Origin of the sequence: Paenibacillus sp. BR2-3 (assembly GCF_046529485.1) — a bacterium.
Classification (GTDB): Bacteria; Bacillota; Bacilli; order Paenibacillales; family Paenibacillaceae; genus Paenibacillus_AQ.
Window position 1 is genome coordinate 706,742 of record NZ_CP126311.1, and the last position, 17,899, is coordinate 724,640.

Here is a 17,899-nt window from a genome sequence, read left to right on the forward strand (position 1 = left end):
GCCTAAAGTTACCGATACGGGGTGAATGAGACATGACAAAAATATTGGAGAACACTCAGCTGATTCGTGATCAAGCGTTCAACTGTTATGCGGAGCTCCGGATGAAGAATTCAGCGCAGACCGTGAGCTTTTTGCGTGAAATGGATATTATTCTCCGGGGTCAGGATGCGCCGGGCTTGCTGGATCTATCCTATTGGCTGTGGATTTTGGGCGAATATACGAATGTGACGGAGGATATGTCGCTGATTACCACTTTGAAAGAAGGGGCGGCAAGGGCGCTGCTGGAGATAAGCCTGCACTGGAAAGAGCCTCAGCTTCATTGGCTGGAGGTTCCCGGTAAAGAGCCTGCGGTTTATTTGAGCAATCTGGCGATTATGTATGGTGCTGTGCTGGCTGTGCAGCCGTCCTGGTCCAATCAAGATGGGGCAGATCCTGTTACGGCTGCCGGGCTGCAGCTGCTGCTGAAGAATATCCGGGAATTGCTGTTTGCGAACCTGCTTAAGGATGGCAAAGTGGTCAGCTGCTTGGGCGGACGGGAGATTTATGGCGATATTATACTGGCAGCCGTTCCATTCGGTCTGCTCGGGATCGAGGACCGCATCTTAATCGAAGCCTTGTTTGTCGTGGAACGGGAGCTGCTATTCAAGGGAGTGCGCTTCTCAGAAAGCGATTTATATTTCGGAGGTTGTGAGCGTCCTGACCTTAGCAGCCTGTTGGCTTGGTACTATACGGAAAAAGGCGATCTCGCGAAAGCAAAGCTGTTAGTAGAACATACGGCAAAACTGCAAACAAGCGTCAATGCATTGGAGCTGCCGGTGGTGGATTGCGGTACGGTCAGGGAACAGCTTTACTACGATTACGACTTAAAAAAGAACAACGGTACAGTTCCGGCAAGTCCGCTGGCTTCCACATTGTACGGCATTGCAGCAGAAGCGCTTAACACGGCAATACGGGGAAACGGCAGCCTGTCCGATACGGAACTTGTTCATATGCAGCATGAACCTGCCGGTACGGATGATCCATATATCTATGCTCCCCATGAACGTACGCCGCGTTACCCGCAGGCTGGAGAACTGGTGTTCCTTCATATGATGACAGTCCCTTTGCGTCAATTAACCCAGAGGGTATGGGTAGAGTATAGCGTAGATGGCGGGGAGTTCAGGGAAACCCCGATGACACTGGAAAAGGCGGCAGACGGCGAGGAGGTGTGGCAGGCTGCGATTGGCCGTTTTCACTACAGCCAAGAGGTCGTTTACCGCTTCAAGGTGCAGGAGGCCGAAGCTACGGCAGTCTCGGAGTCCTTTGCTTTTCGGGTAAGAGATTGGAAACCGCTGGGCGAGATTACCGGAGTAGTCTCTGAAGCAGATCGCGTGCTGCTGCAATTTGCTGCTCTGCCGGAAATGAACACGATGCCGACATTGCAATTGATCAAAGGGCAAAATCATGCGCTGGAGCTGCAGCTGAAGTGGATGGCGGAGCGGGTGGAAGGAGCGGGCGCTAAGGCAGAGGCCCATTATTCATTGCCGCTTGGTGGGTATACCTTGGAAATCTCCCAGACAGCAGGGAAGACTTCATGGCAAATTACCGGGGACTTGAATGAAGCCGTTGTGCAATCGGTTCAAGGTTCGGGAAAGGTTCCCTTCGAAGTGTTGACGGATGGCAGCCCGGAGGTTTACAAAGCCCGCATCAATCTGTTACTCCAGGACGGTGAACACATGTACGGCATGGGGGAACGTTATGCACGCATGGAGTACCGTGGCTACAGCCTCGATAATCATGTATATAACGAATACCGCAGTCAGGGATTAAAGACCTATATGCCGGTACCCTTTTACATGAGTTCATCCGGATATGGCTGCTTTTTGGATACGACGATGTATTCACAGTTTCATTTTGGTTCCCGGGAGTCGGATGTACTGGAAATTGAAGCGGATTTAGAATCGTCGCAGTCGGGTTTGTCGTTATTTTTATTTCTGGGTAAGCCGTTAGTCTTAATTCAGCAATTAACGAATGTGACCGCCAAACCGGTTCTGCCGCCCAAATGGTCGTTCGGACCCTGGATGTCCAGCAATAATTGGGACAGTCAGGCCGAAGTGATGAAGCAGGTTGAACTTACGAATCAATATGAGATCCCTTCTACCGTCATTGTGCTGGAACAGTGGAGCGATGAGGCTACTTTCTATATCTTCAATGATGCGCAGTATGAAGCAGTAGAGGGTGATGAGATGCTGTCGTACAGCGACTTTACCTATCCGGAATGGGGACGTTGGCCAAATCCGAAGCAGATGGTGAAGGATCTCCATGACAACGGGTTAAAGGTGCTTCTATGGCAGATTCCCATTCAGAAGTATATGTACGGCATTACGCATGAGCAGAAAGACAACGATGAGAAGGCAATGCTGGAGAATCACTACCATATTCACCGGTCCAACGGTGATCCTTACCGTATTCCGTATAATTGGTTCAAGGATTGTCTGCTGATCGATTTTACAAACGAAGCGGGCCGTGAGTGGTGGTTCCGCAAGCGTCAATATTTGCTGGATGAAGTGGATATTGACGGGTTTAAGACGGACGGCGGCGAATGCATTCTCGGACATGATCTGGCCTTTGCGGACGGAACGTCTGCGGCGGGCATGCACAATCGTTATCCGCTGGATTATATCGGCAGCTACTACGATTATGTGCAGGAACACAGGAACGGCAACGGTCTCACCTTCAGCCGGTCCGGCTACAGCGGAGCGCAGAAATATCCGATGCACTGGGCGGGGGATGAACGGTCTACCTATGAGGCTTTTCGGGCCTCGATAATTGCCGGCCTCACGAGCGGAATGTCCGGTATTCCTTTTTGGGGCTGGGATTTGGGCGGATTTCACGGGGATATTCCGACAGCGGAGCTTTTTATCCGCTCAGCGCAAATGGCAGCGTTCTGTCCGGTCATGCAATATCATGCCGAGACAAAAGGTGAATTTAACCAGGACCGCACCCCGTGGAATATCGCAGCGCGTACAGGCAAACCGGAAGTAATCGGGCTATACAAACAATACGCGGATATCCGGATGAACATCCTGCCGTATGTATATGCAGAGGCTATGCACAGCAGTGAATCCGGCGAACCGATGATGCGGGCGATGTTTGTGGAGTTTCCTGAAGAGAAGGCGTGTTCAGCCATGACGACTCAATATATGTTCGGAGATAGTCTGCTGATTGCGCCTATTACGGATGAAGGACATTACAGTAAACGGGTGTATTTTCCGCAGGGAAGCTGGATTTCGTTGTTTGGCGGCGAACGGATAGAGGGCGGCCGGTCGCTTGCAGTAGCGGCGGATTTGGATCAGATTCCTGTATTTATACGCCAGGACCGGGTCATTGCTCTGAATCTGGATGAGCAATTGCAGCTCGGCGCACACGTGGGAAATAGGGTGGATGGTTATGAACGATTGGCCTTTATGATGTTCCCGGTGAAGGAACTGAATTATGTTTTTCAGGATGATTTGGGCTGCCAAATTTCACTGCACGGCAGGTTGGAAGACGAAAGCATGCATTTTACAGTGGTCTCTAATGCGGTTGAACCCAGCTATTGGATTGTACGGGGGATGGAGGAGGTGCGCTCTGTAGCTATCCATGGGACGGACTTAAAGCGTGTGGACGATGTTCTGGCCCTGGATGAGCAGAGCTACTGTGTTCGCGGTAAGGATGTATTGATTACATGTTTGCCGGGAGAGCAGCAAGTTCGTATAAACCTGTAAGCGGGGGAGGGATCAGCATGTTAAAGGGCAGAATGGGACGATTCTGGTGCAGTGGGTTAACGCCTATGTAGTGCGGATTACAGGGACATCAATTTCGCATGATCCCACAAACGTGCTGCCTGCTTATGCAGCGATACTTTCCGGGAATGGTGATTCTTTTCCTATACAGATTACCGAGACAGAAACACAGGTCATTATTCATGGCGGTGTGCTGAACGTTCGAGTGGATAAGGTGCAGATGTGTTTTGATATCGTGGATCTGGACGGCATAGCCGTATGCAATAATCACCAATATTTCAGCGGAGAGCAGCACCTTCAATGCCGCGGCAGGATGACGGCGGGCTCACAGATATACGGACTTGGAGAGACTACGGGTTACCTGAATAAACGCGGCGAACGGTATACGATGTGGAACTCGGATGTATATTCGCCCCATGTGGCGGATACCGAGTCGCTATATCAGTCCATTCCGGTGCTGGTTCATCACTATGAAGGCAAAGCCTATGGACTTTTTCTGGACAATCCGGGGAAGCTCACCCTGGATATGAGGGTAGATGCAGATACCTACCGGATTGACCTGGAAACGGGTGTCCTGGATGGCTACTATATTGCCGGGCCTTCGTTAAAAGAGGTCACTATGCGCTATACCGGACTAACCGGACGCATGGATATGCCGCCTTTGTGGGCAGCTGGGTATCAGCAGTCCCGTTACAGCTATATGAATCAGGAAGAGGTGCTGGAGCTTGCCCGCAGTTTCCGCGCCAAGCAAATTCCCTGCGATGTGATTTATTTGGACATCCACTATATGAATGAATTTAGAGTTTTTACATTTGATCCTGTTCAGTTTCCTGATCCCGGAGGCATGATTGCCGAGCTGAAGCTGATGGGCTTCCGCATCGTACCCATCGTAGATCCGGGTGTGAAAGTGGAAGGGCAGTTCAAGGTATATCGTGAAGGGGATCGGAACGGATATTTTTGCACCAAGGATGAAGGCGTTCCGTTTACAGGTGAAGTGTGGCCCGGCCCCAGCGTCTTTCCGGATTTCTCGGATGACGAAGCCTCCCGCTGGTGGGGAGATCTCCACAAGTTTTATACTGATATGGGGATCAGCGGAATCTGGAACGATATGAATGAGCCGAGCGTGTTCCGCTGTGATTCCAAAACAATGGATCTGGATGTAGTGCACCGGAACAATGGAAATCCCATTTCGCATGGGGAATGGCACAATATGTACGGTCTCGCCATGTCGAAGGCCACCTACGAAGGGTTGTCCCGTTCCCTGCGCGGAGAGCGTCCATTTGTCCTGACGCGCGCCGGCTATGCCGGTATTCAGCGGTACGCAGCCGTGTGGACAGGGGACAACCGCAGCTACTGGGAGCATATGGCGATGTTCATGCCTATGAGCATGAATCTGGGGATATCGGGGGTTGCCTTTTGCGGATCGGATATCGGAGGCTTCGAGCATTCGACATCCGGTGAATTGCTTGTCCGCTGGACACAGATGGGGATATTCTCATCGCTCTGCCGCAATCACAGTGCCCATAAGACGCTCTATCAGGAACCCTGGCGCTTCGGGCCGGAGGTGGAGGAGATTTGCCGTGAATTCATTCATATGCGGTATAGGATGCTTCCGTATTTGTATTCATACTTCCGGGAAGCCTCATTAACGGGACTGCCCATTATGCGGCCGCTGGTGATGGAGTACCCGGATGATCACAACACGTATTATCTGTCTGACCAATTTTTGTTCGGCACCGCAATCCTTGTTGCACCCATTTATAGGCCCAACACAGAGCACCGCATCGTCTATTTGCCCAAAGGAATTTGGTTCGATTACTGGACGGGGGACCGTATGGAGGGTGGGCAGCACTTGATGGCTTTTGCTCCGCTCAACCGGATTCCAATGTATGTGAAAGCGGGAGCGATTCTCCCGGAAACCAGCGTGACCCCACATACAACCGATGCCGGCTGGCAGACGTTAACCGTGAATTTTTACCGCAGCGGGACATCAGTCGGGAACATTCCTGTAAGTGAATATGAAATATATGAAGACGACGGTTTAACCGGCAGTTATAAGCAGGGGGACTATAACCGTTTGAATTTTGTTATGGATGAGCAAGAGGCAACTCTTGATCTAAGCTATCACTATGAGCACAAAGCATATGAGAACCGGCGCGAATTCCTTACCATGATTGTGAAAAACCTGCTGAAAGAGCCGCAGTCAGTGGGGAAATTGCTACAGGTTCAATCCGCAGAGGAGCTAAGTACCGTCAACGCAGGCTGGTATTATGACAGTATTCATTATCAATGTGTCATAAAGTCCCCTCAGCAGGATAAATGGGCATGCGTGATTCAAAAATAAGTTAGGCTGCTGAAAATAGGCATGGAACGAGCCGCGGTCACGAACCGGGGTTCGTTTTTGTATAGGATGGATAAGCAAAGGATAAAAAAACCATTATAATTATAAATCCGCAAATAAACAGTTTTAGTGAAAAGATTGTAAACAACGAGTACAGTGCGGTAAAATGTACTATCGGCTACAATAAAAGATTGAACAAGAAGGGAAATGTGTCATTTGGATAACGAAGAATCAAAATATGAACTGCCTGAAAATTATGAGGAACTGAAAAAGGCGGCCAACCGCACATCGGATTGGAGAGCACGTCTGGCTGCGGTCGAAGAGCTCAGCCAGTGGAAGAACAAACAAACGATCGATATCCTGACACGCTTAGTGACCAGTGATCCTGTATATACCGTTCAAGAAGCAGCATACCTGAAGCTGAAAGCATTCGACGAAGATATAAAGGCACCGTCCAAGAACAAACCTGAATTGGTTAAAGGCGTATCCAAAATCGTATTAAGAATCAAGAAAAGCCTGCCGAAAGACCATACGTATGAAGAGTTCAAAGAGAAGCTGAAGAAGATGAGAGTTGACGTATACGACATCTACGAAGGCGAAAAGGGCGCTGATTTTGACAAGTGGCTCGAAAAGATCTGGGCATCGGCACCTGCAAATGGCAGAAACGGCAAAGACGTGAAGTAAGCAGGAGTTAGGCTTGGAACTATAAGATATGAAGTAGATGCAAAAACCTCTCTTTTAGTTTTAATAAAGAGGTTTTTTGCACTGCTTCTCGTTGTTAAACCACGAATCTAGTGACGTCGAACTTTCCGCGCAAGCCTGTTTCCGAGGGATTGAATGCCTTGTACAAAGACAATCAACACAAACACCGTAACCAGCATAATAAAAGTGTCAAAGCGTTGATACCCGTAAGATATCGCTAAGTCGCCAATACCTCCGCCTCCGACCGTTCCGGCCATCGCAGTCGCGCCGATCAGCCCGATGGTAGCCGTCGTCAATGTCAGGATCAACGAACCGAATGCCTCCGGCAACAGGAAATGCCAGATCACCTGAAAGGGTGTAGCCCCTAAAGCTTCCGCCGCTTCCAATATCCCTGGGTTTACTTCGAGCAGCGAGTTTTCCACCAATCGCCCGATATATGGAGCTATGTAAATAATCAGCGGCACAATCGCTGCATTCGTCCCGATGGACGTATGCACCAGGAAGCGTGTAAACGGGATAATAGCGACTAACAAAATAATAAAAGGCAGGGAACGGATAATGTTCATAAACGGATTGAGGATCGAATAAACCGCTTTGTTTTCCAGCACGCCGCCGGAACGGGTAACGACCAGCAAAATGCCGAGCGGAATCCCGATCAGGGACCCGATCAACAGGGAAGCCCCTACCATATATATGGTTTCGTAAATCGCCTGTAAAAACTGATCTATTGTTATCGTTGTCGATATCATAGCTCTTCCTCTACCTCCTTCACCTTAACCCCGCGCTCTTTCAGAAAGAAAACCGCCCGTTCAACCGCTGATGTTTCCCCGTTTAGCTGAATGATCATGCTGCCAAGTGTCGTTCCCTGAATTTCCGATATATTGGCGAATAAAATATTCACGTCCACTTCATACTGCCGAATCAAAATATTCAGAATGGGCTGTGATGCGGTTTGTCCGATAAATTCCAACTTGAAGAACCGCCGGCCGGCTACCTCCTGAAGCGTCTCTTTGACACTGCCGGGAACACTGTCATGAAGCACCGTCCGCACAAAATTACGCGTCGTCGGGTGCTGCGGATCTCCGAACACCTCCAGAACCGTTCCTTGCTCAATGATCTCGCCATTCTCCATTACCGCTACCCGATTACAAACTTCCTGAATTACGGCCATTTCGTGCGTAATGATCATAATGGTAATGTTGTACTCGGCGTTGATCTTTTTCAGCAATTGTAGAATAGATTGCGTAGTCTGCGGATCCAGCGCCGAGGTTGCTTCATCGCATAGCAGAATCGAAGGATTGGAAGCTAGTGCCCGCGCAATGCCAACGCGCTGCTTCTGTCCGCCTGACAATTCATCCGGGTAACTGCCAGCTTTGTCGCTGAGGCCGACGAATTCGAGCAGTTCGGTCACCCGTTCATGAATTTCTTTCTTGGATTTCTTCAGCAAAATGAGCGGTATCGCGACATTATTATATACGGTTTTGGAATCAAGCAAATTGAAAAGCTGAAAGATCATACCGATTTGCTTCTTGATCGCCCGCAATTGATTGATGTTCAGCTCGTCCAGAGGCTGGCCATCGACAATCACCCGACCCTTTGTCGGTCTTTCTAAATAATTGACCATGCGGATCAGGGTGCTTTTGCCTGCTCCGCTGTAGCCGATTACGCCAAAAATGTCTCCTTTCTCCACCTTTAGACTGACCCCTCTTAGCGCTTCATTAATCATTTCTTTTCGCTGAAAAGTTTTATTAACTTCTATCAACTCGATCATAGGTTGTTATTCCTCTCGTTTCTGTCTTCATATCGGAATGCAGGTTTCAAAACGAGCTTGGTCAGTGCAGCTTCCGCCAGCAAAGCGAAATAGCGTGCCGCAGGCACTAATGCAGCTTCATCCACGGTGAACTGCGGATGATGAAGTGCAAAACGACTGGCTGTGCCGATATTTACGAATGCGCCTGGAATGGTCTGCAGATATAATGCGAAATCTTCACCGCCCATTTGCGGTGCCAGGTCAACGACTTCATAACCTGCCCCGGCGGCTGTTTCTTTGGTGAAATCGGCCCACTCCGCGTCGTTAATCGTAGCAGGAGGCCCCGGAGTCCACAGCAGCTCGGCTTTCACACCGGCGGAGGCTCCGACGCCTCGAATAATTTGCCGGATTTTCTCCGGAATCATGCGCCGGATTTCCTCATTGTAAGTGCGAACGGTGCCTTCCATTTCCACTAATTCCGGTAAAACATTCCATGTGTTCCCAGCCTGAATTCTTGTCACGCTTAGAACAACCGGTTCTATTGCGCTTGTGACCCGGCTGGCTATCGTCTGCAAGGCCATGATTATCTGCGCTGCCGTGACGATTGTATCTTCGCCGCGTTCCGGTGTAGCGGCATGAGCGCCTGTTCCGCGAATCGATATTTCAAACCTGTCGACTCCTGCCGTTAAAGCGCCTGTCCTCGTCCCGAAGGTCCCTACCGGCAAGTCCGGATTATTATGTAGTCCAAAGATGGCGCTCACATCCGCCAGGCCGCCAGACGCCAATACCTCTTTAGCCCCGTGACCCGTCTCCTCGGCGGGCTGGAACAGAACACGAACGGTGCCCGGCAGCTCGGACTCCCGGGATTTCAATATATAGGCAGCGCCTAATATCGTCGCCGTGTGAAAGTCATGGCCGCAGGCATGCATTTTACCGGGAATTTCCGAAGCGAACGGCAAACCTGTTTGCTCTTGAATCGGGAGCGCGTCAATATCGCACCGGATCACCACCACGGGCTTATTACCTGTGCCGATCTCGGCGATCAAACCCGTCTTCAGCGGCAAGTCGAGAATCCGAATATCCGCTTCAGTCAGCCATTTCCGCAATTTTTCCGTCGTTTTAATTTCCTCATTGGAAAGTTCCGGTTCCCTGTGCAGGCTACGGCGAACTTCAATTAACCGACTCGTTAAAGCTGGTTCCGATCCGAGCAATGAATACTCCATTATATCCCTCCTGATTAACTTGCTTCCATTCATCCAGTCCAAAATTCATTGACGTTTTCATTTCAGGTATGCTAATATCCGATTAATCCAATTAATTATATGTGTTTTAACGGGATATGTGAAGAGGCCAGTAGCGTTTTGTTGGGAAAGGGAGGAAACATGATGGGAGAATGGCAAAAGAAAGAACGTTTTGAAGCTCTGAACAGCTTGAGGCAGCGCGATTAATCAGACAAGGGCTACCAGATACTCCGCTGCTACAGACAATTTTTTCGCCATTAACGGTTTTATTGTTCCTTGCCGGTCAATCGGCATATATCAGGGATACGGTTTACGGTAGTGAACATCCGGTTTCCCTTACCTCTCTGTTTAGCGATAACAGGGCGGGCGTCCATCATGCGCTCCATGCTATAGCATGGACACTGGCGGATTACGTACAGGAACTGGGCAAGGTTGGACTGGACGGCTTGTTCTACGCCGTGACCGGCACCGCTCATCCGGAGTTGTTTGATGAGGCGGCATTCAACGAGTTTTCGCGACCTTACGATTCGATCGTACTGGAGGCAGCTGCCTACGGGAAAACCATACTACATACATGCGGAGCGAATTCCCAGCCGCAGCGGTTCAACGATTATCGCATCGACGGCATAAGCTGGGACACGAAGGCACCCGGTAATGTCAGTCTCGATGCCCCGCTGAAAGCAACAAAAGTGGGCGGCGTCGACCACGCCTTGTTTGCGGGAAATGACATCGCCCGTATTCGCGAACAAGCTAAAGAAGCTTTGGAGCTGATGGCAGATCAACCGTTTATTTTGGCGCCGAATTGCGCAATTCCAGTTAGTGTAACCGATGAAGCTCTGCAACAATTCCATGATTCTATACATGAAAAGGGGAGAAAGTAATGAAAAAATGGTTAGTGGTTGTATTGGCGGGGCTTATTCTGGTACTGAGTGCTTGCGGAAAGCAAGATGCAGCGAGCGGAGATAAAAAGGAGTTTACCGTCGGTTTTGGTGTTGGTACGTATGAAGATCAATTCCGCAATGGCATACTGCCGATCTTGGAGGAAAAAGGCTACAAAGTTGAAATTAAAACATTCTCGCAGAATATGCAGGTCAATCCGGCCATGAAAGAGGGCTCCATCGACGCCAGTATTTTTCAAAGCACGGCTTACATGGAAGCTATTAATAAGGAACTGAACGCGGACATGGCGAGACTTGCATTCTCCCCCGGTGCGCCGCAGGGTCTTTACTCCGAAAAACACAAGTCTCTGGATGAAGTAAAGGAGGGTTCAACGGTAGCGCTCCCTCAAGACCCGGTTAACCAGGAACGCGCTGTTCGTATTTTGGAAGAGCTCGGTTGGGTAAAAGTAAAAGCCGATGCGGGTACGACAGATTTCAACCTCAATAGTGTTGAGCCGGGCAGTGTTAATCTTAAGCTTGAAGTGCTGGATCCGGCCCAAATCCTGGTATCTTTGAAGGATGTGGATTTTGGGGTAGTTAACGGGAACTATATTGCTAATGCCAACAGAAAAATTACGGAAGCGTTGAAAATCGAAAATACCCCGGAGCAGCACCGTATTATCGTATCCATCAACAAGAAAGACGAAAACACCCCATGGGCGAAGGACTTGAAAGCCGCTTACGAATCCAAGGAGTTTGAAGATTATATCAATTCCCAAGAAAAATATAATGGCTTCATTCTTCCGGAAGCCTGGAAAACCAACTAAGGAGTGATGGGCATGGCGTCGAAGCGAATTCATTTCATCGGCGGTGGCCAAATGGCTGAAGCGATTATTCGAGCGATCATTAGCAACCACACCGCAGCGGCTGAGCATATCAGCGTGGCAGACATCAATGACGAACGCATCCGATTTTTAAACGAAACCTATGGTGTTCAGACAGGAGTCCGTCAGGAAACAGCGCTGGCCGAAGCTGATCTTATTATCATTGCGGTCCGGCCCCAGGACAATCTGGCCGGAGTCGGCCGAATCATTAGTCAGCATGCCGCAAAGGAAAGTGCAATCGTGTCCATTGTGGCCGGCGTGACAATCGAGAAGCTCGTCGGTTACATCGGCGACGACCGCTCTATTATACGCGTTATTCCGAACACATTGACCGATACGGGTTTGGGATACAGCGGAGCGGCCCTAAACGCTCTTGCCGCCAAAGAACAAGTGGACGATTTCTTAAACGGATTCGGGAAAGTGCAGTATCTGGACGAATCGCTTATCGATATTTTCACCGGATATGGCGTAGCCGGACCGAATTACGTTTATTATTTCATCGAATCCTTGGCCGACGCCGGCGTGCTCGCCGGTCTCCCGCGGGAACAAGCGTGGCAGGTCGCTCTTGAGAATGTAACGGGAGCTGTCGCGATGTTGCGGCATACCAAGCTGCATCCGCGACAACTGCTCGACATTAATAACTCACCGGGAGGCGTCGGGATTAACGGGCTGTATGAACTGAATAACAGCGATTTTGCGGCTGGTCTGCAGCGAAGCGTACTGGCTGCGGTCAAGCGGACAACCGAACTCGGAAAGGGTCATTCATGACAACCATTCTTTGGGATCATACCGTTCATTATGTCAATGACTTTGACAAGGCGATCAGGTCGTTTCAGGAAAATGGACTAATTGCATTCCAGGGCGGCTCGCACAAGCTGTGGGGCACATATAATGCGCTCAGCTATTTTGGCCTGACTTACATTGAATTTCTGGGTATTGAAGACCGTGAATTGGCATCGCAGGTCGGAACATCCAATCTCGTTGTTCATGATGCCCTCCAGTCACTTCCGGAACGTGAAGTTTTTAGCCGTGTTTCGCTCCGAACCAATGACATTGAGCAGACCGCAGATTGGTTAACAACGCAGGGGCTGACGGTGTCGCCCATTCTGGACGGTAAACGGCTGAACACGCACGGGCAGTGGATTGAATGGCGGATGATGACGATCGAGGGAGACTATCAAGGTCTTGTGTACCCGTTCGTTATTCAATGGAAGGAAACCGACGCCGAGCGCCTGGACAACCTCATCGGCTCGGGGATAGTGAAGCCTCATCCGGCAGGTAACGTAGAGATCCGTCTGGCAGTCTTCTCCGTATCCGACCCGGCTGCGGTTGCAGCGCATTGGCAGAAGTTATTCGGGCTGTTCGCTGCCGCATCCAGGTCTGCGGACAAAAGTTCGGTGGAACTCGGCATCGGCGACAAGACCTTTGTGTTTCAGCAAGGAGATGCCCAGCGGTTAACGTAGCTTGTATTCAGTACAGAGACACCCGAATTACAAGGGAAGACCCTAGTCATAGGTGAAGGGGAATATGTTTTTACGTGAATATGATCATAAATTACTGAATTTAGAGAGATTCCTAGCGATGATATGGTAAAGGGTTCGATCCTCGTAGACTTGATTCGGAAAACGGCAGAAATGCCGTTCAGCTTGTCGAGAAACCCAGTCATTTTCATGACTTAGGGTTTCTCTTTTTTTCTGGCACATGTAAAATTGGGAAATCGAGGGGTTACCCCCTCTTTTCCCAGCTTCATTCTTGACTCCCCAATCTGTATATGTTATATAAAAAGAAGAATTAGCACTCTGCTCTTTGGAGTGCTAATTCTTCGACAGGCTGATCAGCAGCTACATAACTTTTTTCCTTCACCCATCTTATTTTCCTATATTGAAAGGAGACTTAACCGATCCATGGCCAAAAAAGAGTTTAAAGCCGAATCGAAACGACTGCTGGAAATGATGATTAACTCCATCTACACGCATAAGGAGATCTTCCTGAGAGAGCTCATTTCCAATGCCAGTGATGCCATCGACAAAATCTATTACAAAGCCTTAGCCGATGAGCAGCTGGTATTCAACAAAGAGGATTACTTCATCAAGGTTGCAGTAGACAAGGCCAACAGAACCCTGACCATTTCCGATACAGGTATCGGCATGAGTAAGGAAGAGCTGGAGAATAACCTCGGGGTAATCGCGAAGAGCGGATCCCTGGCTTTCAAGAAAGAGAATGAAGCCAAAGACGGGCATAATATCATTGGTCAATTCGGGGTTGGTTTCTACGCCGCATTTATGGTAGCGGACACTGTTACTGTAACCAGCAAGGCTTTGGGCAGCGATGAGGCCTTCAAATGGGAATCACAGGGTGCAGACGGATACACGATTGGGCCTTGCGAGAAGGATTCCGTAGGAACCGAGATTGTTCTTAAGATCAAGGAAAATACCGAAGATGATCAATATGATGAGTATCTGGAAGAATACCGCCTGAAGTCGATTATCAAAAAATACTCTGATTTCATCCGCTTCCCGATTAAGATGGATGTGAAAAGCCAGCGTCCTAAAGAGGGCAGCGGCGATGAATTCGAGGAAGTCCTTGAAGAGCAAACCGTCAACAGCATGGTGCCGATCTGGCGCAAAAACAAGAGCGAGCTGACCTCTGAGGATTACGAGAATTTCTATGCGGAGAAGCGTTACGGCTTCGATAAGCCGCTTAAGCATCTTCATATCAGCGCCGATGGAGCAGTGGTCTACAATGCCATCCTGTTCATCCCGGAGAATACGCCATTCGACTATTATACGAAAGAATACGAGAAGGGCTTAGAGCTGTATTCCAACGGTGTCCTCATTATGAACAAGTGTTCAGACCTGCTGCCTGACTACTTCAGCTTTGTTAAAGGGATGGTAGATTCCGAGGATTTGTCCCTGAACATCTCCAGAGAGATGCTGCAGCATGACCGACAATTAACGATGATTGCCAAGAACATCAAGAATAAAGTCAAAGGCCAACTGCAAAGCCTGCTGAAGGATGAAAGAGAGAAGTATGAGCAATTTTATAAATCCTTCGGCAGACAATTGAAGTTCGGCGTATACAACGACTATGGAATGAATAAAGAAACGCTGCAGGATCTGCTGATGTTCTACTCCTCCAAGGAGAAGAAGCTGGTCACTCTGGATGAATATGTGTCGAGAATGCCGGAAGATCAGAAGTATATCTATTATGCCTCCGGTCCATCGATTGAAAGAATAGAGAAGCTCCCGCAAACCGAACTGGTAGCCGATAAGGGTTACGAGATTCTGTACTTTACGGACGATATCGACGAATTCGCCATTAACGTAATCATGAAATATAAAGAGAAAGAGTTCAAATCCGTATCCAGCGGCGATCTGGGAATTGAAGCGGATGAGAAGGATAAGCCTACGGAAGCGGAAGAGAATGAGAATAAGGATCTTTTTGAATCGATGAAAAGCATCCTGTCCGGCAAGGTGACAAACGTTAAAGCGTCCAAGCGTCTGAAAACCCATCCGGTCTGCCTTTCCACAGAGGGCGAAGTATCCATTGAGATGGAAAAAATCCTGAAGGCCATGCCTAACGGCCAGGATGTTCAAGCGGATAAGGTGCTGGAAATCAACATCAATCATGAGGTGTTCCACTCCCTGAAGACCGCCCATGCCAATGACAAAGAGAAGCTGGGCCTGTATACGAACCTGCTGTACAATCAGGCGCTGCTGATTGAAGGCCTGCCTGTCGGTGATCCGGTAGAGTTCACTAATGATATTTGCAAGATCATGGTTTAATGATTGGACCTGCTAACAGATAGTTGAGAAATAACCCGTATTGGTTCCCGCCAGTGCGGGTTATTTGTGCCTGATCCGCTTAGGATCTAGACCCCAAGACCGATATTAATTCCTCTTACAGGCGGTTCAAAATGTTCAACTGGCTGGAATATAATAAAGCTGTGTTAATAAGTGGATAAGCGGGAGGGATACAATGTCTGTGCTTATAGTAAAGAACCTAAGGAAGTCGTTCGGGACGGTGCAAGCCGTGGAGGACATCAGCTTTTCGGTAGAAGCGGGAGAAGTATTTACAATCATCGGTCCGAATGGGGCGGGAAAGACTACCACGCTGGAGATGATTGAAGGATTACAGCAGCCGGACGCCGGCACGGTTTCGATCAATGGGCTTTCCTGGAGCAAGGATGAGAGTGAAATAAAGACTATAATCGGTGTTCAACCGCAGTCGGGTGCCTTATTTGATCTTTTAACCGCCGAGGAAAACCTGGATTTGTTCGCCTCATTTTATCCTAAGTCCAGGGAACCTAAAGAAGTGCTGGAGATGATTAACATGACGGATCATCGAAGCAAGCGGGTAAGGTCACTCTCCGGGGGGCAGAGGCAGCGCCTGGCGATTGGTCTGGCAATGATCAACGACCCTAGCGTGATCTTTCTGGATGAGCCAACTACAGGGCTGGATCCCCAAGCACGCCGTAATATATGGGACATTATCATGAAGCTGAAGGCGCTTGGCACAACCATCATACTGACCACGCATTATATGGAAGAGGCGGAGAAGCTGAGTGACCGCGTCTGCATCGTAGACCAGGGGCACATTATTAGCCTGGATACACCGGCTGCTCTGATCAGCAAATTGACGCAGGAACGGGAAGTACGTTTATCTTTTCACGACGGAGAGGAAGCGGCCAGGCAAACCGAAGAAGCCATCCGGAGTCAGCCTGATATTGTTCGTATGGAACGGGAGGGAGCCCATCTGTCGCTGTGGTCGGTGCAGCCGGAACAATCCTTGTACGACTTGCTTGGTATTACTAAGGAACGGGGCTACCGGGTTGAGCATGTGTCCATTCGCGAGATGAGCCTTGAAGACGTCTTTATTGCCTTTACAGGCAAAGAATGGAGGGATTGACGATGACGAATGGCAAGCAGCTCATGAAGCTGTTCACCGCTCAGCTGAAGACTATGTTCCGGGAGAAGCAGGTCTGGTTTTGGAATTTATTCTTCCCGGTCATTCTGATGGTGCTGTTCATGATTATCTTCGGCGGAGGGAGCAGCAGCGACTTCAAGGCAAAGGTTGCCCTTGTTAAGCCGCAATCGAATGCCGCAGCCGACACCCTGGAAGCCGGGCTTCGGAAGATGCCGGTATTGGAATGGAAGACAGAGCAAGCGGTCAGCAGAGAACAAGCCGACACCTGGATTAAAGACAAGGACGTTGATGCTGTCATTATTCTTCCCCAGCGTGAGAACGCAGGTAATATCCAACTGATTGTTAATGCCGAGAATGAGACCAATGCCACGTCACAGGCTGTAGCAGGGATATTGCAACAATACGTCCAGCAGGCCAGCTATGCGGCTGCAGGCGTTGAACCGGCTTTTACATTAGAGACCTCTGTGCTATCAAGCGGGAGTAAGGACTTAAGCAGTGCCGATTTTTTGCTCACGGGGATGATTGCCCTTTCCGTCGCCCAGGCGGGCTTGTTCGGGATGGTCGATATGGTTGAGATCCGCAGGTCCGGTCTTCTCAAGCGTCTCCGGATGACACCTCTAAGCATGGGGCTGTATGGAATGGGCGGAATGATGGTGCGTTTCGTGCTCAGCTTTGTACAAATTGTACTTCTGAGTCTCATCGGGGTATACGGTTTCGGCGCCAACCTGCATATGGATCTTCCGACATTAATTGTTGCTTTCTTTGTGGGAGTACTGGCCTTTAATGCACTTGGCTACTTGTTCTCCTCCTTCAGCAAATCTATCGAAGCTTATATGGGTATGGCCAATATTGCAAGCTTCCTAATGATGTTCCTGAGCGGCATCTTCTTCGCCACAAGCGGATTACCGGATTGGCTGAAGCCGGTTACCCAAGTCATTCCGCTAACTTATTTCGTGGAAGGCATGAGGGGCGGTATGGTATACGGGTCCGGATTTCTTACTTCATCATTCTGGAGCGGCATGGGGATTCTGGCGCTGTGGGGCGCGATGGCATTCTCACTGGGTGCACTGATCTACCGCAAAGGCAAGGCGGAGGCCCGTTAAAGTTTTAGTCCAGCTTGGTTTTAGCCATAATCCGTAACCCGTAAAGGCTCGTGCCTGTGCGGGTTTTTTTTGGTGTTCTCAACCACTCCAATTGCTTGATATAATAAAATTTGAAATAAAGAGCTGAGTTTGCATGAAGATGATCCCGGGGAGCAAAGCCGGATTCTGACACGAATGAAGAAAGGGCTCTGGCTGTTTGTGGTATTCACAGGTGGAGGCTATTTGCTGACTTATTTACTGTTTAAGCGATGGTTTAATAAAGATGTCTAAACCCCGGCTTTGTGATACGATATCTGAAAGATTATGATGA

At 49.3% G+C, this 17,899-nt stretch carries 12 protein-coding genes and 2 pseudogenes; 11 read left to right on the top strand and 3 right to left on the bottom strand.

What is annotated here, in order from left to right; all coding sequences use genetic code 11:
• Positions 1-32 precede the first annotated feature (32 nt).
• From PaeBR_RS03400 to PaeBR_RS03410, 3 genes and pseudogenes are all read left to right on the top strand, one after another.
• Positions 33-3,746, top strand: coding sequence for a TIM-barrel domain-containing protein (locus PaeBR_RS03400; RefSeq protein WP_410513509.1), 3,714 nt, complete (start codon positions 33-35; stop codon positions 3,744-3,746).
• 46 nt (positions 3,747-3,792) lie between these two features.
• A pseudogene (locus PaeBR_RS03405) lies at positions 3,793-5,865 on the top strand (TIM-barrel domain-containing protein); the annotation flags it as partial.
• A gap of 456 nt (positions 5,866-6,321) precedes the next feature.
• Positions 6,322-6,789: a HEAT repeat domain-containing protein gene (locus tag PaeBR_RS03410; protein WP_410513510.1), complete on the top strand. Its 468-nt coding sequence runs from the start codon at positions 6,322-6,324 to the stop codon at positions 6,787-6,789.
• A 107-nt stretch (positions 6,790-6,896) separates the two neighbouring features.
• On the opposite strand, the gene PaeBR_RS03415 is transcribed toward PaeBR_RS03410, so the two are convergent.
• From PaeBR_RS03415 to PaeBR_RS03425, 3 genes are read right to left on the bottom strand one after another with little or no spacing between them, the layout of a single operon-like run.
• Positions 6,897-7,556, bottom strand: coding sequence for a methionine ABC transporter permease (locus tag PaeBR_RS03415; RefSeq protein ID WP_410513511.1), 660 nt, complete (start codon positions 7,554-7,556; stop codon positions 6,897-6,899).
• Positions 7,553-8,578, bottom strand: coding sequence for a methionine ABC transporter ATP-binding protein (locus PaeBR_RS03420; RefSeq protein WP_410513512.1), 1,026 nt, complete (start codon positions 8,576-8,578; stop codon positions 7,553-7,555). The genes PaeBR_RS03415 and PaeBR_RS03420 overlap by 4 nt, the downstream gene beginning before the upstream one ends.
• Positions 8,575-9,780, bottom strand: a complete 1,206-nt coding sequence (locus PaeBR_RS03425) for an amidohydrolase (RefSeq protein WP_410513513.1) — start codon at positions 9,778-9,780, stop codon at positions 8,575-8,577. The genes PaeBR_RS03420 and PaeBR_RS03425 overlap by 4 nt, the downstream gene beginning before the upstream one ends.
• Before the next feature lie 218 nt (positions 9,781-9,998).
• On the opposite strand from PaeBR_RS03425, the pseudogene PaeBR_RS03430 reads away from it, so the two are divergent.
• From PaeBR_RS03430 to PaeBR_RS03465, 8 genes and pseudogenes are all read left to right on the top strand, one after another.
• Positions 9,999-10,679 (top strand): annotated as a pseudogene (locus PaeBR_RS03430) (uroporphyrinogen decarboxylase family protein); the annotation flags it as partial.
• Entirely contained in the window at positions 10,679-11,503 is an 825-nt protein-coding gene (locus PaeBR_RS03435; protein WP_410513514.1) for a MetQ/NlpA family ABC transporter substrate-binding protein, read from the top strand. The pseudogene PaeBR_RS03430 and the gene PaeBR_RS03435, both read left to right, overlap by 1 nt.
• Positions 11,504-11,515: 12 nt before the next feature.
• A complete protein-coding gene (proC, locus tag PaeBR_RS03440; protein WP_410513515.1) occupies positions 11,516-12,328 on the top strand; it encodes a pyrroline-5-carboxylate reductase in 813 nt (270 codons plus the stop codon).
• The gene (locus PaeBR_RS03445) at positions 12,325-13,023 is read left to right on the top strand and encodes a VOC family protein (protein ID WP_410513516.1); all 699 of its coding nucleotides are present in this window, start codon (positions 12,325-12,327) and stop codon (positions 13,021-13,023) included. The genes proC and PaeBR_RS03445 overlap by 4 nt, the downstream gene beginning before the upstream one ends.
• 441 nt (positions 13,024-13,464) lie before the next feature.
• Complete coding sequence (gene htpG, locus PaeBR_RS03450) at positions 13,465-15,345, top strand: molecular chaperone HtpG (RefSeq protein WP_410513517.1); 1,881 nt, start codon at positions 13,465-13,467, stop codon at positions 15,343-15,345.
• A gap of 193 nt (positions 15,346-15,538) precedes the next feature.
• On the top strand, positions 15,539-16,468 hold the full coding sequence (locus PaeBR_RS03455) for an ATP-binding cassette domain-containing protein (RefSeq protein WP_410513518.1): 930 nt from the start codon (positions 15,539-15,541) through the stop codon (positions 16,466-16,468).
• 2 nt (positions 16,469-16,470) lie between these two features.
• Complete coding sequence (locus PaeBR_RS03460) at positions 16,471-17,589, top strand: ABC transporter permease (protein ID WP_410513519.1); 1,119 nt, start codon at positions 16,471-16,473, stop codon at positions 17,587-17,589.
• A 129-nt stretch (positions 17,590-17,718) separates the two neighbouring features.
• Positions 17,719-17,859, top strand: coding sequence for a hypothetical protein (locus PaeBR_RS03465; RefSeq protein WP_410513520.1), 141 nt, complete (start codon positions 17,719-17,721; stop codon positions 17,857-17,859).
• Positions 17,860-17,899: the final 40 nt, after the last annotated feature.

Bases quoted from the DNA above. Each gene is read 5' to 3' on its own strand.
- PaeBR_RS03400 (WP_410513509.1), top strand. From the start codon at position 33: ATGACAAAAATATTGGAGAACACTCAGCTGATTCGTGATCAAGCGTTC.
- PaeBR_RS03415 (WP_410513511.1), bottom strand. From the start codon at position 7,556: ATGATATCGACAACGATAACAATAGATCAGTTTTTACAGGCGATTTAC.
- PaeBR_RS03420 (WP_410513512.1), bottom strand. From the start codon at position 8,578: ATGATCGAGTTGATAGAAGTTAATAAAACTTTTCAGCGAAAAGAAATG.
- PaeBR_RS03425 (WP_410513513.1), bottom strand. From the start codon at position 9,780: ATGGAGTATTCATTGCTCGGATCGGAACCAGCTTTAACGAGTCGGTTA.
- PaeBR_RS03435 (WP_410513514.1), top strand. From the start codon at position 10,679: ATGAAAAAATGGTTAGTGGTTGTATTGGCGGGGCTTATTCTGGTACTG.
- proC (WP_410513515.1), top strand. From the start codon at position 11,516: ATGGCGTCGAAGCGAATTCATTTCATCGGCGGTGGCCAAATGGCTGAA.
- PaeBR_RS03445 (WP_410513516.1), top strand. From the start codon at position 12,325: ATGACAACCATTCTTTGGGATCATACCGTTCATTATGTCAATGACTTT.
- htpG (WP_410513517.1), top strand. From the start codon at position 13,465: ATGGCCAAAAAAGAGTTTAAAGCCGAATCGAAACGACTGCTGGAAATG.
- PaeBR_RS03455 (WP_410513518.1), top strand. From the start codon at position 15,539: ATGTCTGTGCTTATAGTAAAGAACCTAAGGAAGTCGTTCGGGACGGTG.
- PaeBR_RS03460 (WP_410513519.1), top strand. From the start codon at position 16,471: ATGACGAATGGCAAGCAGCTCATGAAGCTGTTCACCGCTCAGCTGAAG.